Here is a 22,423-nt window from a genome sequence, read left to right on the forward strand (position 1 = left end):
TTAAATCCAGAGAAAAAAGAAGCAATGCGGGCGGCATAAAATTTAATTTGATGCGACAACTAACTTGAAAAACTCCGCAAGTTGGCTACAGAGTATTTCAGAATCATTGCATGAAGTTAAATTATCTACATTAGATGAAAAAATAGTAGAGGAGTTAGTCTCGCCATTTGAGACGTATTCACTGCTTTCTTCTGTAAAGAAAGAGATTCTTAAGATACCTTTATGGCTTGGTATATACCTAACTATTGCACATCGGACACAGACTGCCCCTAGCTTTAATAACAAATTAGAGTTGGTTAAGAATTTTTGGGACGATCGATTAAGTCAAATAAGTGCCCATCATCTATCGGTTGAAGAAGCAGAGCAGCTTATTGATAAGCTAGTGAGTGTAATGATGAAACAAGGTTCTTTGTCTGTGTCATTGACCTCTCTACCTGTAGGTTCACGATGGGTCTTAGAAGTATTAATGTCAGTCGGAGTGTTAACTAAGCAGGAACAACGCATAAGTTTTAGGCATCAGGCATTATATGATTATCAGGTCGGTTCAAAGTTATATCGAGCAGGGAGTGAATCATCAGAAAAGTTATTGTCTGAGCTTGGACAGTTTGACAACCAAACTCTAGACAAGAGAGAGCACCTTAAGTATGCGTTAAACATGTTGCTAGATGCTAACCAAAAAAATTACTGCTCTAGTATTGAAGCTGTTTTACTTAACGATAAGGTTCGCTTTCATCTGAAATTCTTAGCTCTTAATTCGCTAAGGGACTTAAAAGTCATTAAAGCCCCCGCTAGAAAGCTAATCGATAAGTTAATTAATGACTCTGAGTTAAATCAGAAGTTTATCTCGACGAGTTGTTTTAAAAATCCAGAGATAATTGAATACCTTATCGAGAGCGACATTTTGGCGAGTTTGATCAATAGTTCTGATAAAAAGTTAGTTGATGCTTCAGTTGGCCTTCTGGGCTCTATTTCAGAGCTTAAGCCAGAGTTAGTGGTAGAGGCTCTACGCCCATATGTTGATGTATCAGATAGTTGGAATCAAAAAGTCTACAGTAGTCTGTGTTGGAACATTGAAGATGATTCTGACGATATGTTCGAGTTAAGGACAGAACTTATTCAAAAAAACTGCTCAGCAAATTATATAGATTGGCGAAATCTATCTAAGAAACATCCTAAGCGTGCTTTGTCATTAATTGAGGTTTTCTTGGGTCATTACAAAGAAGTTATCTGTAAACCTAGTTATTCAGAGGAAATTAGAGAGCATCAAAAGCTAACGCAAAGAGACTATTGGTCTCCAACAGATCTAGACGGGATTTTGGCCGTCGCTGAACATACTCCAGAAGAGGTTATAGGTCGTTTACTTCGGAAGATAACTGATATAGCTGAATCACAAGATGATTATAAAGAGGTTTTAAGATGGCTACATAAGGATAAAACTGATGCTTATGAGCCAGATTGTAGCCTCACATCAGGTATCTTTAAGCTGATAGTAAAGGCGGGAGAAAACCTACAAACGGATTCTGAAATATTATACGAGCTTGTTAAACCGTATCTTGCGATAGAAAATCCTGTCACTGTACATTTGGTCGCTAGGTTATTGCTGAACCTATCTACAGCGTACTCCAATATAGTCATTGATTGGAGCTTAGTAGTCCGAATTCGCACTTATCGTGCGGCAACACATACCTTGAGCCTGTTTGGATATTGCCTGGTAAATTAGTCTCGAAGTTTTCAAAAAACTGCTCCAACGAACATTTTGCAAGGCTTGAAGAATATATCATTCACTTGAAAAGTGAAATGGAGATAGAACAAATCAAGAGGATCTTGGAGACAAGACGAAGAGGATCAAGCTATAGCTATTGGGGTAGTGCGCAATATTTTTTGTTGCCTAAACTCGATGGAAGCCGCATTTCTACTGCAACAGAACAATTGATTAAGGTGCTCGATAGGAAATTTTTCAATTATTCAACTTCTGACTTTTGTTCAAAGTATGAGAGTATTGGAGGCGTGATTACTTCACCATTACCCATTGGAAACAAACTATCTAATGGGTCTTGGTCGAAGCTAATTCTAACACCCGAAAAGCAGGCTGTTGGTAGAAAATGGAAGCAAGTAGCTAAAGAAGTAATATCTGAACCGACCATCGAACAGTTCTCTCGAACTCTAGAAGGTTCTGTTTGTAATGAACCTGTCAGATTCGCGAGCTTTGCTTTGTCACTACCAAAAGATATAGATCCTCGATATATCAGTGCGTTTTTTCGAGGGTTAGCTGATTGTAGTAAAGAGAAAGCTCATGAAGATTACAAAGATGATTGGGCTCCTTGTAGCGATATCTTATTAGAAAAAGTGATTGCGCATTTCCCTCATAATGAAAGTGAAAGTGCTTTAGTTAGATTATTCGATTGTAAGTCGTTAGCTACGGACACAAAAGTTTTTCACTTATTGCTCAATTTAGCTCGTCATGCCAAAGACCCTGAATTAAACAAACTAAATGTTTGGAACTCTGACAAAACTCGTTCAGCCGAGGTAGCGTCAGCAAAATCTTTGATGGATAACTCAATCAATTGCGTTCGCGGGCAAGCATATATAGCGATAGCTAGGTTATTTTTTAAAAACGAATTGCTTGCAAACCAAAATAGGGACGTAGTTGATCAAGCAATTGTAGATGAGCACCCTGCGGTCAAAATGTCGGCATTAGAGTTACTCAAGCCCTATCTAAATTACGATAGCCTGTTTGCTCATACTAAGTTTATTGAGTTATGTACTGAAGATATTCGGGTCAGTGGAGGGTATGGTGCAAACCACTTTTTCAATCAAGGTTTCGAGAGTCAGCATGTCAATGAATACATTGAGCTTGTTCTCCGAATGCTTGGCTCTCAGTATGTGGATATTAGGAAAGAAGCGGCTAGACAGATCTATGCTCGTTGGTTTTTCAATGACTTGTTTGAACGTGAATTAGCATTGGTTCTTAAAGGAGACAAAGAGCTAAGGAGTGGCTGCGCTTCCGTGCTTTCCCAGTTCTTAAGAGAAGATAAGTACCATGATCGAATTGGCAAAATTAAGTCGTCATACATAACGTTGTTAAACGATGAGGACGAAGATATTTTGCAAAAAGTAGGTAGTTGCGTTCAGTATGATAGCTACTGGACAAAGCATAATTCGACGGTCTTATTTAGTGAATTTGTTAAGTCTAAAGCTGCAAGGCATTGTATTAACAGCTTATTTGAAAAGCTTGAGTTTTTTCCCAGTATGCTTATAGACATGAGTGACTCTTTATTGGGGCTAGTCAAAAACATCGTTGAAGTGAATAAGAATGATGAATCATTTAAGCATCGACATATGCATATCAGGGAATCCTCTCTTCTAAAGGTGTTGCAACGTCTTTACGATGAAGCTACAGAAGATGAAGATGATGAGGCAATCAGTATTTGTTTGGACATCTGGGATGAACTGTTGAATTCGGAAATTTATACAGCTATGAGTGCAGTTAAAGAACTTGATAATGGGCTGCTGTCTTAGTTGAAAATTGTTCGATACTGATGTTTATCTAGCACATTGAGGCTAGCACTAGTTCGTTCGCCTCATTACAAACTTTTGCCAAGTAAATTACGGTGATGACTCAGAGAAAAGCTGAACTAATACACCTCAATTAATCCATCCTTTGATAATTTAGCAAACCACGTAACTCAGAATTGCCCAAAAACGAGTTTGCCTGTGCGTCTGCTTCTCGCTCTAAGCCAACTAATGAATACATGCAATTTGCAGATACTCAATACTTTAAAAAGCCTTTGCTATATACCAAGCTGAAGGGTAACTCCAACTGCACACTATTTTTGCGATTATAAGAGCTTGTTATTCTGTTTTTAAAACCATACCTTTCGATTGGACAAATATTACTAGCGAAAATACTATTTCGGTTATCCCGCCAATAAAGGCGCCGATTACAAAATTGGCATTTAATACAATACACAACATGCCAGAAAACATAAGCGAAGCACCTAAAATCCAGTACACTTTCATGCCATATAAAGTGTTGAAAACTAAATAGCGAACACCAATTATCATCAGCATTATTGAATAAAACCATTCAGCTTGAAGTTTTGCTACATAAAACGCTATAAACAAACCAACAAATAAAATAATAGTGCTTTCTGAGGCCAATTTACCTAATGGGTTTTTAGGGTCATGATTGCCAGAGCGTTTAAGAGCTTTTGAAAGTAGCATGGCTAAAGGATGTATAAACATACCACCAAAAAACAAAGTAAGCATACTCGATTGATTTGAATGCAGTAATGCGACAAAGCCAGCTATACACCAAACCAAGCCAGACACTAATACACCGGTTCCACCACCGAAGTATGCGAGGTTCATATTTTGTTGCGCATCTTCAAACTTCATAAAAATCCTTAATTTTAGAAATATCCCTAATTTAATATTATCGCATCGTTATTAATTACAAATCGTTACTCGAATACACACTTAAAATAGGGAATTTATAATCGGCAAACGATACAGTTACCGATTGTGTTTCGTTGCCTTTGAAACCGAGTTTAAATTCCATTGGCATGAATCGGCTGCCGTCAGCAAAAAGTGCAAGTAAGTGCTCCTCGCCTAATTCGCGATTGCCCGACGATAAGTTAGTTAGCGTTATAACAGCCCAGCGTTCGCCGTCTTCATTGCTCATTAATACATAATTAACGATTTTAAAATCCCCTTTTTTAGGGGTTATGTTGCTATCGTTTGCAAACGATAAGTGCATGCTATTTGGTACTGCACGGTCAACATTTAGCGCTTTGATAGAGTCGGCTTGGGTTGCCCACGAAAGCACCAATAAAATGATCACTAAGGCTTTATTCACTGTTAGTTCCTTTTTATTACCTAGTAAATTACGTAACAAATTACATAACAATAACTGTTTAAATTATATTCGCATTCCATACCTATTATGTAAACAAACAATCATCGTTATTTACCCAGCGCTTTGGCTGCGCCACTACAGACTAAGCGCTCATTCAGTGTGCTTGCGCTACTTTAGGGTAATAACGAGTGATAAGAGTAAATAATTCAAAGCTAACTTAAAGTGAAAAGCGCGATTAAGCAGGAGTATAAACGTATGGCAGGCACACATAAAAACTCAACAATGGATTTATCTGATCCCAGTAATAGCATTCAAGTAAGAGGGGCACGCGTTCACAACTTGAAAAATGTAGACGTAGATTTACCTCGTAACGCTTTGGTGGTTTTTACAGGAATATCGGGCTCTGGAAAATCGTCGCTTGCGTTTGGAACGCTGTTTGCTGAGTCGCAGCACCGTTATCTTGATTCAGTATCGCCTTACGCCCGTAGGTTGATAGATCAAGTTGATGAGCCCGATGTTGACTCTATTGAAGGGCTACCGCCTGCTGTTGCTTTGCAGCAGCAACGCGGCGCGCCCTCGGTTCGCTCATCCGTTGGCAGCATAACAACTATTTCTAACGCGCTACGCATGCTTTACTCTCGTGCTGGCGATTATCTCAAAGGGCACAGCATACTTTACGCCGATGCGTTTTCGCCGAATACGCCACAAGGTGCGTGCCCAGAATGCTCAGGAATAGGCCGAGTGTTTGAAGTAACCGAAAAGCTACTTGTGCCAGACGATACAAAAACTATTCGCCAGCGCGCCATTGAAGCGTGGCCACCAGCATGGCAAGGTAAAAACCTAAGCCGTATACTTACCTCGCTTGGTTATGACATAGATACGCCTTGGAACAAACTTTCTAAAAAAGCACGCGATTGGATTTTATTTACCGACGAAACACCTACTGTGCCGGTATACCCAGATTACACCTATGAGCAAACACAGAATGCGATAAAAAATAACGAAGATCCAAGCTACATGGGAACTTTTTCAAGCGCTAAACGCTTTGTTTTACAGTCTTTTGCTACTACCCAAAGCCCGCGTACTAAAAAGCGCGTATCGCAGTTTATGCAAATATCGCAGTGCCCTACCTGCCAAGGTAAAAAATTAAAACAAGCGTCGCTAAGTGTTAAATTTGCAGGGCTCGATATTGGCGAGCTATCTCAACTTACATTAAACGAACTTGCTAAAAAATTAAGTAATGCCGCCAACACCAAAGTAAATAAAAATACAAAAAATCCAGAGCAAGCCATTGTTGCGCAGCGCATTGCCAGCGATATTCTTACCCGTATTGAAGCACTAACCATGCTTGGTTTAGGGTACTTGTCGCTTGAGCGTACAACGCCAACGCTCTCACCCGGAGAGCTGCAACGATTGCGACTTGCCACACAAATTCGCTCTAAATTATTTGGGGTGGTTTATGTATTAGATGAACCATCAGCGGGTTTACACCCTGCCGACACACAAGCACTTTTAAAAGCGCTTGATGAGTTAATAGCGGCTGGCAATTCTGTATTTGTTGTTGAGCACGATGTTAGCGTTGTTAAACATGCCGATTGGATTGTTGATGTAGGCCCTGATGCCGGTGTGCATGGTGGCGACATTATTTACAGCGGTCCTGTTGAAGGGTTAAGAAAAATAAAAAATTCGCACACCGGTCGTCACCTTTTTGCTAAAAACACCAGTCAAGAGTCTACTCAAAACAGCGCTCAAAAAAAGGCTCAAAGGCAGCCAAAAGCGTGGTTAAAATTGGCTGATATTGATCGTAACAATCTTAAAAAACTCAATGCAGAATTTCCACTGGGTGTTATGACAACCGTTACTGGGGTTTCGGGCTCTGGTAAATCAAGCCTAGTAAGCCAAGCGTTAGTAGAACTTGTTTACGAAGCACTTGGGCAAAAAATAATAACGGAAGCGCCAACCGACGAAGCCGACTTACTCGAACAAGAGCTGCAAACACACACCAGCGGAAAAATCATTGAAGGTATAAATAATATAAGCCGCCTGATTACCGTAAATCAAAAAGCGATTGGCCGTACCCCTCGTTCAAACTTAGCTACCTACACGGGTTTGTTTGATCACGTGCGTAAACTATTTGCTTCAACCCAAAAAGCAAAAGAGCGCCGTTACGATGCTGGGCGCTTTTCGTTTAATGTTGCAAAAGGTCGCTGTAAAAACTGTGAAGGCGTTGGCTTTGTGAGTATAGAGCTACTGTTTTTACCTAGCGTTTATTCACCTTGCCAAGTATGTCATGGCAAACGTTATAACGAGCAAACACTTGAGGTTACATATCGTGATAAAAACATAAGCGATATCCTCAATTTAACGGTTGAATCGGCGTATACCTTTTTTGAAAATGAACCTGCAATACTGCGAGCACTCGATGCACTTATGCAAGTTGGTCTTGGGTATTTGCGTTTAGGGCAACCTGCAACTGAGCTTTCTGGCGGTGAAGCGCAGCGTATTAAATTAGCAACCGAGCTGCAACGTGCACAGCGCGGTAACACGCTTTATATTCTTGATGAGCCAACCACAGGGCTGCATCCATCGGATGTATCAATGCTAATGTCGCAGTTAAATAAATTAGTTGATGCTGGCAATACCGTTATTATGGTTGAACACGATATGCAAGTAGCCCGCAATAGTGACTGGGTAATTGATGTAGGCCCTGGTGCTGGTGAAGAAGGCGGCTTAATTGTAGCACAAGGTTCACCCGAAAAAGTGGCAAGCGTAAAGGCGAGTAAAACCGCACCATTTTTACTTAAATAGTTAATAGATGACGCTTTTAGTTGTATAAAAGCGTCATCTATATATGGTAGTTAACGCTGAAAATAACGGCTTGAGATAGATTAATTATCCAAAGTTCAGGTTTACTAATACATCCCTTTTTTATCTTGGTAACCAATCTGAAATAGCTTTACCTATTTCGTGCGGTGAATCCTCTTGGATGTAGTGAATACCGCTTACGGTTACCTCAGTTAGGTTTGGCCATGTGCGCACAAAATCTCTTGCGTAACCAACTAAAAAAGCACCCGGTTCAGCATTAATAAATAGCTTAGGAGTATCGTGAGAGTTAGCTAAATAGCTCGCATAGCTTTTAACTAAAGCCACGGTATCGGCAGGCTCTCCAGCAATGGGCAGTTGGCGAGGCCCTGCTAAAATTGCACGGCGATCTTCTCCTGCATTTATAAAGGGTCTGCGATACTCATCATGCTCTGCCTGCGTTAATTTGCGTGCAATGGTCGCTGGTAATATTGTTTCAATAAAAAAGTTGTCATCAAGCACCATTTTTTCACCCTCAGCTGAGCGCATAGTGCCAATAGGTCCGTGCAAATCTTTAGGAAAATCGTCCCATGTTGGAAAGTCAGTAACAATTGCTTCCATAAACGCAATTGCTTTTACAGCATCACGATGTGTATTAGCCCAGTTAAAACCAACGCCTGAACCCCAATCGTGCAGCACCAAGGTAACGTTATTATGTACACCCAACGCTTCTAAAAGTGCAAATGTGTATTTGCTGTTTTCAGCAAGTGAGTAGCTGCCCTCATGGGTGTTATCTAACTTTTGTGAATCTCCTAATCCAATCATATCGATAGCAATTAAACGCCCTTTTCCTTGCAAATAGGGCATAACGTTTCGCCAAAGGAAGCTAGATGTAGGGTTACCATGTAAAAACACAATAGGATCACCTTCGCCTTCATCTATGTAGGCCATCTTTTTATCTAATACAGTTTTAAACTTTTTTGTATAACGTAATGTTTCTGAATCATTTTTCATTTAATTATATCGCTCTATTTAACTGATGAGCTGGCGGTAAATCCTCGCTCATCTAATTTGTGTAATATTCGAAGTAGATTAACTAATTTCGAGTCAATATACGTGACTGAGTCATATAATAAATGAGGGCGCTTAATTTGTCACTATATTTATATGATCGAATCACATATAATTAAATTTATGAAAAATGAAAAATATATATCAAATTTAATCGGCACGTTTGCTACTTCTGTTTCTAATGACATTGAAAAGCAGATTGCCGAATTAGGCGGGCGAAGCTTGAGCCACGAAGCGGCACTGGTCACTATTTACAATCACCCAAATGAAACCATCGATGTACTAAGCAAGGTTTTAGGCTTAACGCATTCTGGTGCGGTTAGATTAATAAATACGCTTGAAAAAGAAGAACTTGTAGAAAGACGAAAGTCAGCAAAAGATGCTCGCTCTGTTGTTTTATACGTAACTGATAAAGGAAGCCAAAGGGTTGAACTAGTACTAAGCAGCCGAGAAACAGCCACCTCTAAAATACTAAACAACTTTAATGATGAACAAAAAAAAAGCTTTTTAAGTTTGATGGAAATAGCGCTTGGCAGCCTAACAAGCGAGCAGATAGAAGCACGTAAAATATGCAAATTATGTAACGAAGGTGTATGCCGTAAACAAGGCTGCCCGGTAGAAAACTCAATTAAGTAACTAATTACTTCATGCATCTGCCCACTATAAACGTATTAAATTATTTGCTTTAATACGTTAGCGCTCAAAGTGTTAGCTCTTTAAAAAGCGTTCTATTTTAGGTTTTACCGTAACCGACATTATCAGCATTATAGTTAAACCTATTGGTAATGCGGCAAATAACCCTTCAGCCCATCCAGTTACAAATACACGCATATCTGCATAGCCAATATTATTAGTAGCGGTAACAAACGCCATCACAGACTCCATGATCAGCGCCATAAAAACACTAATAACTAAATTACGTTTTAGCTCGCTACTAGTAGGCAATAACTTATTAACTAGCTTATGCATTAAGGTCATCATTACAAAACCAACAGGCGCCATAACCAATACTGCACTTATAAATGAGGTAAACCAGTCGGCATAAAAATGCTCTGTAACACCCACATTCACATAAGTCATAATGCCAGTTAGAGTACCGCCGATTAGAGTGATAATACTTACCATAACCAGTATTTTATAAATAAGAGGCGTTTTTTTAGGCTCAACTAGTGCTGGATTTACGGTTACAGGAGTACTCATTTAGGCATACCTTCGGTTTTAAATTAGATGACAAAGTCTACCATACCAAATTAATTGATACTGTCAACTAACTTCAAATTCCTAAACAATAGTTTTATTTTAAACATAAGGAGTAACTAGATACCAAAAAAGTAATTTTTCTATAGAAAAATAAGAATGGTAGGGTTTCTGCTAGCTAATGCTAGAAAAGTGTTTTAAGCGATAAAGTGAATACATTAATTGGTTTTAAACATGTAACTTACGAGGGTTTATAATTCATTAGATAGCAAAAAGTTGGCTATATTTTACTAAAGCCAACTGTTAAATTACGGAAATAATGTTTATAAATTATCAGCTTTAGGCTCTTGCCCTGATAATATTTGTTGTTTTCTCTGAGCTTCTGGTAAATCGTTAATGCAATAATTGATGTAATAAATAGTTAAGAAGAAAGTATAAATACCATTCATTCTAAGATCCACTTTATGCTCTGTTAATGCGTATTCTTGTAAAGCACTTTTTGCACGGAAAGACCAAATAATATATAAGACCCAAGAGGCAATAGTAAGTAAACCAGCAATAATATCTAAAGACTCCTCACCAGTACTCGTCAAAGCACCACCTAGCCCTACACACACAGCTAACCAAATCAGAAATGTATTGTCAGCTATCTTTTTTGAAGCTACTTTTTCTAGCTTTGGTGTATTTAAAAACATCCATACAATTGCATAAATACCTGCAGTAACAACTGTTAAAAGCACTAAATTCAAAGTTTTAGTGTTGATGCTGTCTTTTAATTCCGTGATTGATGACATTATGTCTCCTTATTTTATTTCGATTGAATTAGGACTAATGATAAATATTAGTCCTATAAAAATTTATTAGTCTGAATTATATTTTTTATCATTTTAAATATTAAAATTTAGTTTTTAGTATTTAACTCAATAATTTACTTATTTAAATTATCTAACTCTTTTTCAAGATCTTTCATTGCCTTTTGAGCTTTAAACTCTTCGTAAAGCGCTTCTCGTGAACTAGGATCTAAACGCTTACCAGATTGAGAAACTAGGTTATTAAACGTTTCCTGTGTATTGCTCATTACAACAAATGTACAAAGCTGCTTTACACCGTCTAATTTAGCAAATGCAACTTCTTGTGGAATAGCGCCCACAAGGCTTTGCTGCGCAACTTGCTTGCTTACTTGCTCAAACGTTCCACCAACATTTAGCGAATCATTACTTTGCGCTTTGCGTTGGTATAGCTTGTCCATAACGCTTGCTTTAACTTGTATTTGCTGTGATAAATCAGCGCGAGCTGCTGCAATAGCTTGTGCTCTGTCGGTAGACATACTGCCCGACCAAGGAACACATGACGACGACGCTAAACCTTTATCAGACACAGGCAATAACACCCAGCTTGGTACTGAATCGTTTTTTGCCAATGGCGCAGATTGTGTGTTTTCAGTGCTTGAACACGCACCTAAAGCTAAAGCGGCTATAACTGGTAATAATTTTTTCATTTTAAATTCCTTTCAATTGCTCTTGATAATAAGCGGTGCGTTTAACCACTTTTTGTAAATAATTACGGGTTTCTTGCGCAGGTAAATTGTTTACCATTAAGGTATAAACTTTGTCTGCAGACATTGAATTAGCAGCAATACTTGCCTGATTAAGTGATTTAGAGCCACTTAACGTTTTGGCTACGTTACCTGGGCCCGTATTATAAGCTGCAATGCTCATGTAAATTCTTGATTGCTCGTTACGTACATTTTTAAAGTAACGATTACTTAAAATATGCACATAAGTACTACCTGCCTCTACGTTATTATCAGCCTGAAATAAGTACTCAGGACTAAGTAATAGCGGTTTACCTTGCAAAAATTTGCTCACATCTTTACCCGCTGAAGTAGGCACTATTTGCATTAAACCAAAAGCAGGAATTGGCGAACGTGCAAGCGGGTTAAAGCTTGATTCAGTGTGTATAATTGCCAATAATAATGCAGGATCTAAGTTATAACGTTTAGCTTGTTGCTGCACATCAGGTAAATAACGTTTGGCTTGATTGGAAAGTGTATTAGTAGGCAATTGGTAGCTAATTGTTACTCTGTCTTTTTGCTTAGTTATAACAGGCGCCTTAGCAGTGAGCACCTCCTCTACAATCTCTGTAGAGAGCACGGTTTGCTCGGTTATTTTTTTAGGCTGAATCGTTGTTGATGGCTTATTTCGCTCAATTTTTTTATTTAAAGGCTTACCCGTCGAAGTAAAACTTTTGTTATTAATGGTATTATTAGCCGCAATATAAACCGGATCATTTGCAAGTGTTTTATCTACTGTTACTTGCGAAAGCTCATTTAATTGATCTTTTGCATATTCAACAGCTTGCTCGTCGTTTTGGCTATTTAATAACTCAACAACTACTTCACCACTTTCGAAATTTACACTCGTGCGTTTATTTAAATCATCACTGTATTTGACCCATACTTTTGAGCTTGGCAGGTTTGGGTCTTGCCACTTTTGGGTTACTTGTTTTAAATATGCATTTTGCGCATCATGCCAAGCACTTACAAACGCTTCAAATTCTTGCTTTTGCTGTTGTTCATACTGACTAAACTCACTTTGGCGCTTTTTTAAAAAAGCCTCAAATTCGGCCTCGTCACTTGTTTGGGCTAAGCTATTTAAGCTCAGTGTTAAATAAGCTAACGCGCTAACTTTTAGTAGTATTTTAACTTTTGAGTGCATTTTTATATCCCTATAAAATTAAAAATAACTACTTAAATCATCTGCAGACAGATTATCAAACTCAGTTTGAGCGGCTAAATTTAAACGCTTACAGTCTATGCTTTCGCATTGCTGAGTTAGCGAAATAACTTGTTTATAACGCTCATTAACAAACCACGTTTGTGCAACAGAGGCTTTAGCTTCATCGAGTTTTAACTCACTCGCTTTTAAATATTTATCGAGATAGCTCAAACGTTGCTCTTCTGGCGATTGATCAGCAGCTAATGCCACTGCATCAGACATCGTTGTAGGGTGATTCAATGCAACTTGCAATAAAGGGCGTAAGTTTGCTTTATCTTTTTGGCTACCAACTTGCCAAGCCGCTCTAATGGCAAGTCCAGCTTCGTTAATATCTTGCGCAGCAGGTGTTACAACACCAGTACAAGTTAACCATTCTTGCAGTTTTTCTTGCTTATAGTCCGTAATTTCAGCGTCAATAAAGCTTACCGACTCTGGCAAAGTAATATTGAGCTTTTTAGCTAAAGTATTTTTAATAATACTGCGCTGTGGCAAGGTCAATGCATTTCGACATGCCTGCTCAAGCGCATTTTTTGCACTCGATTTTAACGCCATTACTCGGGCGTATTGACCATTAGCCTGACTTTTAAAAAAAGCAGTTTGTTGTTCAATTGTTTGCTCTGAGTCGAAAGTGGCCGAAGCCACAAACGAAAGCGCTAAAATAGGTGCTAGCATTAAAGTTCCTTTTCGCTCGCTACTTTACCTGATGCACCCTGAGGGTTAGCCGCTTTTTCATTTAACCCACCGTGTGCTTTTATTTTGTGGCCGTGGTGACTTACACCGTTAACAGTTTGGCCATTATTACCTTCCATCTCTTTAGCTGCTTTGCGCGCCGTTGCCTCTAAGCTTGGTGCATAAACAGCTACGCTGTACTGCCAAAATCCATCATCACTTGCAAAGCTTTTAACACTTACACCTGGTGGTAATTTACCTTTTGCAACGGTTGAGTACTCGTCAGACGTTTTTAATTGATTTAAAAATGTACTACGGTCTTCTTCTAAAATTTCTACTTGTTGCGGATCGTTTAAATTAGGGTCGTCATACTCAAATTGCTTTGTACCTTCCATTTGCTTTTCGTCAAAGCTACCTTGCCAATACACTTTTTCACCTTGGATAGTGGCAAGCAACGCAGAACGCGCGCGTGTTTGCGATTGTGATTTAGCAACGCCTTTAAGCTTGCGAGCAACATTGCTATTTCTATTTTGACGAGCAATTGCAGACCCATAACCTAAAACGATAACTTCACCAGTATCAGCATTCGTAAGTACTTTGGCGCCAACAGGTGGTAAAACACCACTCTTAACATCACTTATTACTTGTTGAAAAATTACATTTGGTTCAGTAGTTACTGCTACAGCACCACGATTACCTTTAATTTGTGAACGTGTTTTAGGAGTCGATATTAAACTTACGCGTACACCTTTCTCATCAATATTGTCGTACACGTCATAAGTAACAAAACCAGCTAACGAGCCCGATACAGACTCTGTACACGCTTCCATCATATTAGTTTGTTCGTTTGCCGTACCTTCAACGCCCGTATCAATAACATCCATTCTTGCAGACACTACATTGCTACATTGATGCTCAACACCTTTCATATTTTCAATTAATTGTTTTTTCGCAATTAAATAAGCTTGGTTATAAGCACCGCGTTTAGACAGCAACGTCGCATTCATATTTTCGTAGGTGTTATAACTGGCACTACCAATAGATAAAATACCGGTGCCGCTGCCAACCTGAATCATTTTAATACCGTCTTCGTTGTCATCCATCAGTGCCTGATGAGCAACAGCAACTGCAACGTTTGTATCTTTTGCAACCACTACATCGCCAGAAACCTGTGCTTGCTCAGCACCCGCTACTTGCGCACCAGGGCGAGCCGGGATCATATCTGTTAAGCTAAATTCTTCCGCTGCGATTGCAGGCATAGCTAAAACCATTGCTAATGTTAATATTTTTAATTTCATCATCTATCCTTATTTGTACCTGAGTGTAAAATCGTCTTCGACCGTAATTTTTGAAAGGTTTTTTGCTGTTATCGTTATGAGCGCCCGATCGAGTGCGTGAGCAAGTTCACCGGTATTACCTTTAAATCTAAGGCTGGCTACCGTGAATTTTTGCTGTTTATGTATAGATACATCACTCACTCCACCTAACGTACTTAATACATCATGCAATTTTTCTGGTTGCGTTAGTTTATTGCTTGGCAGCATGATTTCACGAACCAACCCCCCTCTTGCAACAACTTGAGTAAATGCATTATTAAGCGTGTTATGAAGTGCCTTTGATTGTGACTCACTCGCCAAATGTACTGCCATTAAATCTTTTTCTACGTAAGGGTCATTAGGCAAAGACATAAATGAAGGATCGTTTTTCCACTGACCATAAATATTTCCAGCTAAATCTCTAACGTCAGCACTTAAATAAAGCTGTCTATTATTGCCTCGCTTAATCACTTCAGATTTTGCATAAATAACTAAACTAGCCGCGTTACCAACTTCAATACCTTGCTCGTTTAGCCAAACTTTCAGCTCTGTTTTTAATGGCTCTGGCGCAATAACTTGCACTCTAGGCGAACCAATCATGCTCAGTAATTTAGATGCTTTTTGAATGAGAGGTGCTTTTTCTACAACAGCCATAACGGTGACTTCCACACCTCCATTTTGCAGTTCTTTGGTTTGCAGCGTTTGCCATTCTTTAACAAGCCCTTCACTATGACTCGAAAGTTGTTGCCCTATTAGCTCTTGCATATTTGTTGATTCGTTACCATCAACAACATTCATACTCGTGCTTGATGATTGAGTATGCTGCTGAGTAAGCCACACACCTACAACTTGCGATACAGCACGCTGCAGAGCATCTTGCTCTGCAATCGTCAGTGCTGTTTTACCTTCTTTTTTCCAGCCTTGGCCTATTACTGTTACACTAATATTTTGAGTGGTTTGCTGCCAGTTTTGCTCTTGCGGCTCTCCTAACTCTTGCGGATTAATACTGACAGTCATGCAAGTGTCGTTACCGCTAAGCGTTGGCGTTGAGTAATTTAAAGGAACGGCACCAGCACTCAAACCTTCCATCATCGTAGTGCGTTGCTGCTCATATAAGCTGGCGGCATCATTATCTAAACTTGTTGTTAAATGTTGCTGCGCACTTTGGGTTGTTAGGCTTTTATTACCTTTAATAAAACTTATAAGCTCAGCACTAGCCTGGGTTTTTGCACCCGAAATAGCCGTACTACCTCGTCCATATGCACATGCCTGTGTTTGTAGCGTACCATCAGACAATACATCCACTTGAGCTTGCGCACTCAAAGAACATAATGCTAATAAGCCAAGCTTTTTTATCATGTACGATTCTCCAAAAAGTCAGCTGGAGTACCTACAGAAACAGCAAATATTTTTGTACCATTTGATGGGCGATAAATTCCATTTTCGGCTTTATTTTTAACATCATCAGCCATATCAGAATCTTTCCAGCGGATAATTTCGCCTTGGGCACTGTTAATAGAAGGGTTTACATTTGCAACGCCAATTGGCTCAACGAATCCAGCTTCATAGCTAAAAACAATCATTGTTTCATTAGGTAATACACCCGCATTTTGGCCTCGGTCTAAACTAATTTTACTGCCTTTAATACCTAATACCTGTGCTGTTGCAGGCATTTCACTCAACATACGAGTAAGTAAAATATCAATACCACGCGATCCCATGTCACTAAGTACCGCATTCACATGAGCACTTTGATCAAAGTGAAAACCTGCAGCGTATCGTCCGCTTACTGTCGTGAATTTTAGCTCCGAGCGATCGCGTATATCTTCAGATTTAACGCGAATCTTTCCTAAATTAGGATGCGATAGCTTTTCACGTGTTTGCGGATTTATCACACCGGTTGTTAGCTCTAATGTGTAATCGGCCCAATCTGTAATCGCGCCTTCAGTTTTTAGTGTTCTTAATGAATCAATTTTTACCACAAAATCGGGGATTAATGCTTTAACTTCGGCACGTTTGGCCGCTGTTTTTACGCCTTGCTGTTGTAAAATTAATTGCTGCTCTTTTGAAATAGCGTCATCATCACGGGTTACTATTCTGAAGCGATTAATACCTGCAAATTGATTTTCAAGCATGAGTAATAAGTTTTTATTATCAAACTCACGCATCGCATCAACGCCAATACCACTGCCACTCACGCCTGCTAAGTCAAAGTACATACGTACAATCGGTTTTTTAAGTGGGCAGCTGTCGGTTTCATTATTTACATCGAACGTACAACGTTCTAAACCTTGTGTATCAAAATAAGCTGGCATAGTTATATCTGCATCGTTAAATATGTATGCACTTTTAGCTATAACAGCATTTGAAGCAGTATTACTCACATTACCCTGCTGAGTAGAACGACCTTGCTGTGGTGTAGAATTACAACCAGCTAATAAGGCGAGTGTTAGTGCAGATAGAGCTAATTTTTTTACTAATTTCATTGCTATTCCTAAATATCAAACAGCCACTGGCTAGCAGGCGCTTTAAGTTGTTGTACTAAATTATTGGTTGCTTTTTGCTTTGCATTTTCTTGTGTTGCAGCGCTTTCTTGCGCAACAAGATCCTGTTGCAATAACACTTTAAAAGGGGTTGAACTGCGCGTAAGCGCTAGAGTTAAAATAGCTTTAGCAGAGTATTTATTATTAGATTTAGCATACTGCCAGCGTATTTGAGGGCGCACCCATAAGCGTGTATCGCCGCTATGAGGGAGTGCATTATTGAGTGCAGATTTAATCTCGCTAATATTATTAGCGCCTATCACATCGCAAGAAACAGCATTTAATGCCTTTGCTTGTTCAGTTAATAAATTATTTAAAGTCGATTGAATAAATAGCTTAGGCCCGGAAAGGTGCTCTAATACTGCTAATTTTTTTGTCGCAACATTAAGTTCGCCACTATTTTTAAGCGCCCAAATAAAGCGTTGTTCGTTGTTATTTTCTGGCGCAGAAATGCGAGATAACTTTGATAAATCAGATTTAAGATTTTTCACTAAAACCGATTTTTTAACACCCATTTTTAAAGCAAATAAATTATTTTCCTCAAGCGCATTAAGCTCTTCTAGCCCAGTCAACGTAAACGGTAAGCTAGTTAAAGTAGTTGCTTGTTCAAAATAGTTGCTTGATTGGTTATCTTGCTTTGTTAGCTTTTGTAGTTGCTGCGTACTTATATCAACACTTAATTGAGTGATAATATCGGCTAAAGCCGCTTGCTTTGCAGCTAAGCGACTTTCACCTATACCAACCGCAGTAATATATTCATCACTTTTTTGCGGTTGGGTTACCCAATCAGGCCAATTTTGAGCAGAACAACTAAAAGCACATGCTATTAAAAAAGCAAAAATGCTTGTTTTCATTAGCCTTTCGCTTCTTGCTCAAGTTGTAGCTCATTTATAGCAGTTATTGTTGCTTGCTCAAGCTCTATAATGTCGTTTGCTTCAAGTGCTAACGCAAGTTGATCTTTTGCTTTAATAAGCGCGGTGCCTATATCTTTAGAATCTTCTTCTTTAGCAGAATCTGTATTTTCTTCGTCGCTAGATAACCAACTAGTCACGTATTTACCACCTACGTTTATAGCGGTCGCTTGAGCAACTGCAGTACTATATTGACTTAAAATATAAGCAGACTTAGCAATTTCGACAGTTAAATCAGTCGCAAGTGCAACATTTTGCTGATAAATGCCTTCATTTGCTAAGTTATAAGCTGCGATTTTATGACCAATTTCTTCATCTTTATTTTTTGCACCGGCATCAAATTCAGCAATAGCTGCTTGAAGTTCTTCAGGTGTTGATTTTTGATGGGCATATAAAAAGGCTTGTACATCACGGTAGTTATCTGTTTGAGTGCGGTATTCGCCCATAACTTTGCGCTGACGTTCAAGTATAATTGCAGACATATTTAAAAATTCGTCAATACCAACTTGTATTGTTACCGGATGAAAATAGCCTAAAGTATCCATACGAGTTGTAAGGTCAGAAACAGCAGCATTACGATCTAAATTAGCAGAAGTATTAGTGTCGGTTGTTGAAACACAGCCAGCAAAAAGAGGTGCAAAAATAAGTGCAGATAGAATAGCTTTTTTCATGAGGTAATTCCTTATACGTTAAAAAGGCAAGAAAGCACAAAGCTAAGCTATTGACTTAATTCATTCTTCCTTGAATATGTAACTAGAATCATCGAATTTTTAAAAAAATGCAACACAAAAAAATAAAGAAAATTTTATTATCCATAAAAAAAAGCAACAAATGTAACCACAGTAAGGCATTCAGCTTAGGTTAATACTTTTGGCTCATTTTTGTATAATAGCTCTATTTGCTTAATTTGAGGTCAAAAAAACACCTTGACCTGTACAGATATCACTCAAATAAGTTTGTTATCAGCCTTGAGAATTAGCCCAATGCTAACCACACGCCTACTACAGCCATTAAGCTGCCCGCAATACGGTTCATCCATTTAATATTATCACCACGGCTTAAAAATAAACGTAAGCTTTTACCGCCTGTTGCGTAAGCTAACATACTTAAAAACTCGGTGGTCATTATAACGCCAAGCAATACTAAAAGCTGAGGGGCTACAGCATGCTCAACACTAATAAACGGCGGTAATAACGAGATCATAAACGCCCACCCTTTAGGGTTAGCAATTGCGGTTACAAAACCTTGCGTAAATAACGACTTCCTACTTACGTCACTTGGTTTTGAGGTATCAACCGACATTTTGCCTTTGGCTCGCCACATGTTAACGCCAATATAAATTAAGTACGCACCGCCTACCCACTTTAAAATAGCGAACGCATCTGGGTAATTTAGCATTACGCTTGCAACGCCTAATACCGCAGCTATGGCAACGGTTGCTACGCCTAACAGCTCACCTATCATCATCCATAATGTGCGGCGCACGCCAATGCTCATACCGAGTGTCATGGCAAGGGTCATACACATACCTGGGGTAATAGACACAAAAAAGAACGTAGGAATAAAAACCGCAAGTGCTGCTACATCAATCATTAATTTACTCTCATATTAAAAGCAAAAACGCGGCTATAAGTAGCCGCGCTGTTGCTTACTCATGTTTATTACTATTGCCCAGTACTTACCACGGGTTCAGTAATTACCTCTACTGGCTCTGCTGTATCATTTAGCAAATACTTATCTAACCACTGTTCTTGTTCCCACAATACATGTAATAAGCTTTTACGCGCACGGTAACCATGTGCTTCATAAGGGAGCATTACTAAGCGAGCATCTTTACCTAAACCTTTTAGCGCTGCGTACATGCGCTCACTTTGCATTGGGAATGTTCCTGAATTAGGATCTTCTTGACCGTGGATCATTAGCATTGGCTCATTGATTTTTTCAGCGTGAAAAAACGGCGACATATTAGCGTACACACTTTGTGCTTGCCAAAAGTCACGTTCTTCTCCTTGAAAACCAAACGGCGTTAATGTGCGGTTATACGCGCCACTGCGGGCAATACCTGTTTTAAATAAATCGCTATGAGCCAATAAGTTAGCAACCATAAATGCACCGTATGAGTGCCCTGCTATGGCTATCTTGTTTTTATCGGCAATGCCTTTTTTAACCAATACATCAACAGCTGCTTGCGCACTTGATACTAACTGCTTTCTAAAGTTATCGTTTGGCTCGCTGCCATCAATACCTACAATTGGCATTTTAGGGTCGTCAAACACGGCAATCCCTTTAGCAAGGTAAGGCATTGGCCCCCAATAACCAATGTAGGTAAATGCATAAGGCGATTCGCGAACTTGCGATGCTACGGCTTTATCTTTGTATTCAAGTGGGTAAGCCCACATAAGTACCGGTAACGGCCCTTGTGTTTTATCGTACCCTGGTGGTAAATAAAGCGTGCCCGAAAGCTCAACACCGTCGTCGCGTTTATAACGTAATTGCTCTTTAGTTACGCCTTTAAATGCAGGGTACGGGTGCTCAAATGTCGTTAATTGCGTTAGCGTGTCGTTATCTAAATCACGTATAAAAAAGTTAGGTTGCTCAGTTTTAGATTCGCGAATAGTAATAAAGCGCTCACCTTCGTCGTCAAGCAGAGCGCGAACACGCTCGTAGTATGGCGCTTCTGATTGCCATAAACGCTTGCTGCTATTTGTTTTAACATCGTACCTATCTAAAAATGGCACATTACCTTGCTCTGAAGCGCCATTACCGCGCAAGTAAATATAACGCCCGCCTACAATTTTAATTACGTTTGCGCCTAAATCGTTGCGCTCGTAAATTGCATTACCAGGGTCTTTATACGCATCGTTATAACTACGTTCTGAAAATAGCACGCGGTTTCTGTCGGCATTTCGTGGTTGCACTATGTAAGTACGTACTTGGCGATCGCTAAAGCGCCAATCTGTCAGCATGGCTACGTTTTCGTTGCCCCACTCCATTCCCGCATAACGGCGTTCTACTTTGGCAAATAATTTAGGCTCGCGTTTAAATGGTGCACGTAAGCTGTAAACATAATCATGATGCTCAACGTCGGTTTTCATGTCGCCGCCATCTTGCGCCTCGGCCCAAATAACCTCTGCACCTTGATCGGCTCGCCATTCAAAATCACGGCGGCCAGTGCGTACACTGTCGTAACCTTGTGGAATATTATCGGCAAGTGGCTGTTTTGCCAGCTCTGCTAATGCATAGCCGCGCATGCCCCATATTTGCCATGTGCTTGCAAATCGGCTGTAAGGCACTTGGTACGAAAACGGCTCATTAATACCGGCAACTAAAATATTGGTTGAATCAGGTGACACCGAAAACGATTTAAATAAAGAAGGGCTACCTATTGCTTGAGTATTGCCATCAAGCGTTATGTAAGCCAATTGCCCTTGGCCGTAAAACTTAAATTGTGCTTCATCAAACGGGCTGGTTAATAAATTTTGGTAAGTACGTGCTGGCGCTTTTTCGCCAGTACTTTGTTGAATAACAGGCACTACATTTTGGCTGTTATTTTCAAGCCTTGGCTTACCAAAATTAACAGCGAGATTTGCAACAATGGCGCTGCTATCTGGCAGCCATTTATATGGTGAGGCAGTTAATACCGAATTTAATGCAGCGCTTGAAAGCTCTTTTGCTTGTTTAGTTTCAACGCTGTAAAGCCATAAGTTGGCTTGGGTTGGTTGCTCAACAATAAAGGCTAAATATTGACTATTAGATGACCATTTAGGTGAGCGGATAATGCCATTAGGTAAGTTGTTAATGCTAATAACCGACCCGCTTTGAACATGCTTTAGCTCCACGGCACTAAATTTGGCACTCACACGAGAGCGCGAAAAATTAGCGGGGTTTAGCTTAATACCAGCAAGCTTAAGCTCTTCTTTTGCAAGTTCATCAAGGGTTACTACACGTTTGCGTTCAAAAAGCGCTAGCCACTGGCCATCGCTCGATAAGTAACTAGTGGGTGCTAACTTAGCGTCAACCAAAGCTGCAAGTTCAGGTGATGGGGTTTGATAACCCTGTTCGGCGTAACTTGTTGGCACCAATGCCGCACAACAAATAAAGGCAACTAACAGCCTAAAAGCGCTCATGTTTTTATCCTTTTGTTATTTTTTACTCTTATAAGCGTATATAAACACGTTTTGCTTTGTTCATAAAGTATTAAGGTAAGTTAAACACCTCTAAAAGATGACTTAATAGTGCTGATTAAGCTAAACTACAGCGCTATTTATTCACCACTGCG

Annotated in this window: 19 protein-coding genes; 4 read left to right on the plus strand and 15 right to left on the minus strand. The window is 39.5% G+C overall.

Going from position 1 to position 22,423, the window contains the following annotated elements; all coding sequences use genetic code 11:
- Positions 1-64: 64 nt before the first annotated feature.
- Together I6F42_RS11035 and I6F42_RS11040 are read left to right on the plus strand one after the other, a co-directional pair.
- Positions 65-1,720, plus strand: a complete 1,656-nt coding sequence (locus I6F42_RS11035; protein WP_197152137.1) for a hypothetical protein — start codon at positions 65-67, stop codon at positions 1,718-1,720.
- Positions 1,705-3,519 carry a hypothetical protein gene (locus I6F42_RS11040; RefSeq protein WP_197152139.1) on the plus strand — a complete coding sequence of 605 codons (1,815 nt, stop codon included), beginning with the start codon at positions 1,705-1,707 and terminating at the stop codon, positions 3,517-3,519. The genes I6F42_RS11035 and I6F42_RS11040 overlap by 16 nt, the downstream gene beginning before the upstream one ends.
- A gap of 333 nt (positions 3,520-3,852) precedes the next feature.
- Here the strand turns inward: I6F42_RS11040 and I6F42_RS11045 are convergent, their stop codons facing one another.
- Positions 3,853-4,398 carry a DUF7010 family protein gene (locus I6F42_RS11045; protein WP_197152142.1) on the minus strand — a complete coding sequence of 182 codons (546 nt, stop codon included), beginning with the start codon at positions 4,396-4,398 and terminating at the stop codon, positions 3,853-3,855.
- A 55-nt stretch (positions 4,399-4,453) separates the two neighbouring features.
- Positions 4,454-4,858: a hypothetical protein gene (locus tag I6F42_RS11050; RefSeq protein ID WP_197152143.1), complete on the minus strand. Its 405-nt coding sequence runs from the start codon at positions 4,856-4,858 to the stop codon at positions 4,454-4,456.
- A gap of 255 nt (positions 4,859-5,113) precedes the next feature.
- Between I6F42_RS11050 and uvrA the strand changes: the two genes are divergently transcribed.
- The gene (gene uvrA / locus I6F42_RS11055; protein ID WP_197152144.1) at positions 5,114-7,666 is read left to right on the plus strand and encodes an excinuclease ABC subunit UvrA; all 2,553 of its coding nucleotides are present in this window, start codon (positions 5,114-5,116) and stop codon (positions 7,664-7,666) included.
- Between the two features lie 120 nt (positions 7,667-7,786).
- Here the strand turns inward: uvrA and I6F42_RS11060 are convergent, their stop codons facing one another.
- A complete protein-coding gene (locus I6F42_RS11060) occupies positions 7,787-8,674 on the minus strand; it encodes a haloalkane dehalogenase (RefSeq protein ID WP_197152145.1) in 888 nt (295 codons plus the stop codon).
- A 180-nt stretch (positions 8,675-8,854) separates the two neighbouring features.
- Here I6F42_RS11060 and I6F42_RS11065 point away from each other — a divergent pair, with 180 nt between their 5' ends.
- Positions 8,855-9,367 carry a MarR family winged helix-turn-helix transcriptional regulator gene (locus tag I6F42_RS11065; protein ID WP_010553662.1) on the plus strand — a complete coding sequence of 171 codons (513 nt, stop codon included), beginning with the start codon at positions 8,855-8,857 and terminating at the stop codon, positions 9,365-9,367.
- A 72-nt stretch (positions 9,368-9,439) separates the two neighbouring features.
- On the opposite strand, the gene I6F42_RS11070 is transcribed toward I6F42_RS11065, so the two are convergent.
- The 12 genes from I6F42_RS11070 to I6F42_RS11125 form a co-directional block, all read right to left on the minus strand.
- A complete protein-coding gene (locus I6F42_RS11070) occupies positions 9,440-9,931 on the minus strand; it encodes a DUF2798 domain-containing protein (protein ID WP_197152146.1) in 492 nt (163 codons plus the stop codon).
- A 320-nt stretch (positions 9,932-10,251) separates the two neighbouring features.
- On the minus strand, positions 10,252-10,722 hold the full coding sequence (locus I6F42_RS11075; protein ID WP_010553660.1) for a DUF4234 domain-containing protein: 471 nt from the start codon (positions 10,720-10,722) through the stop codon (positions 10,252-10,254).
- Between the two features lie 134 nt (positions 10,723-10,856).
- Positions 10,857-11,426: a hypothetical protein gene (locus I6F42_RS11080; protein WP_010553659.1), complete on the minus strand. Its 570-nt coding sequence runs from the start codon at positions 11,424-11,426 to the stop codon at positions 10,857-10,859.
- Between the two features lies 1 nt (position 11,427).
- Complete coding sequence (locus tag I6F42_RS11085) at positions 11,428-12,645, minus strand: murein transglycosylase domain-containing protein (RefSeq protein WP_197152147.1); 1,218 nt, start codon at positions 12,643-12,645, stop codon at positions 11,428-11,430.
- Positions 12,646-12,663: 18 nt separating this feature from the next.
- Entirely contained in the window at positions 12,664-13,377 is a 714-nt protein-coding gene (locus tag I6F42_RS11090) for a hypothetical protein (protein ID WP_197152148.1), read from the minus strand.
- A complete protein-coding gene (locus I6F42_RS11095; protein WP_197152149.1) occupies positions 13,377-14,672 on the minus strand; it encodes a hypothetical protein in 1,296 nt (431 codons plus the stop codon). The genes I6F42_RS11090 and I6F42_RS11095 overlap by 1 nt, the downstream gene beginning before the upstream one ends.
- A 9-nt stretch (positions 14,673-14,681) precedes the next feature.
- The gene (locus I6F42_RS11100) at positions 14,682-16,049 is read right to left on the minus strand and encodes a hypothetical protein (RefSeq protein ID WP_197152151.1); all 1,368 of its coding nucleotides are present in this window, start codon (positions 16,047-16,049) and stop codon (positions 14,682-14,684) included.
- Positions 16,046-17,176: a hypothetical protein gene (locus I6F42_RS11105; RefSeq protein ID WP_010553654.1), complete on the minus strand. Its 1,131-nt coding sequence runs from the start codon at positions 17,174-17,176 to the stop codon at positions 16,046-16,048. The genes I6F42_RS11100 and I6F42_RS11105 overlap by 4 nt, the downstream gene beginning before the upstream one ends.
- Positions 17,177-17,184: 8 nt before the next feature.
- Positions 17,185-18,087: an LPP20 family lipoprotein gene (locus I6F42_RS11110; protein WP_197152153.1), complete on the minus strand. Its 903-nt coding sequence runs from the start codon at positions 18,085-18,087 to the stop codon at positions 17,185-17,187.
- On the minus strand, positions 18,087-18,815 hold the full coding sequence (locus tag I6F42_RS11115) for a hypothetical protein (RefSeq protein ID WP_010553652.1): 729 nt from the start codon (positions 18,813-18,815) through the stop codon (positions 18,087-18,089). Before I6F42_RS11115 ends, I6F42_RS11110 begins: the two co-directional genes overlap by 1 nt.
- Positions 18,816-19,119: 304 nt before the next feature.
- Entirely contained in the window at positions 19,120-19,737 is a 618-nt protein-coding gene (locus I6F42_RS11120) for a LysE family translocator (RefSeq protein ID WP_197152155.1), read from the minus strand.
- Between the two features lie 71 nt (positions 19,738-19,808).
- Complete coding sequence (locus I6F42_RS11125; protein ID WP_197152156.1) at positions 19,809-22,271, minus strand: prolyl oligopeptidase family serine peptidase; 2,463 nt, start codon at positions 22,269-22,271, stop codon at positions 19,809-19,811.
- Positions 22,272-22,423: the final 152 nt, after the last annotated feature.

The sequence above is a fragment of the Pseudoalteromonas sp. SWYJZ12 genome, assembly GCF_015864395.1.
In the GTDB taxonomy this organism is placed as follows: domain Bacteria; phylum Pseudomonadota; class Gammaproteobacteria; order Enterobacterales; family Alteromonadaceae; genus Pseudoalteromonas; species Pseudoalteromonas arctica.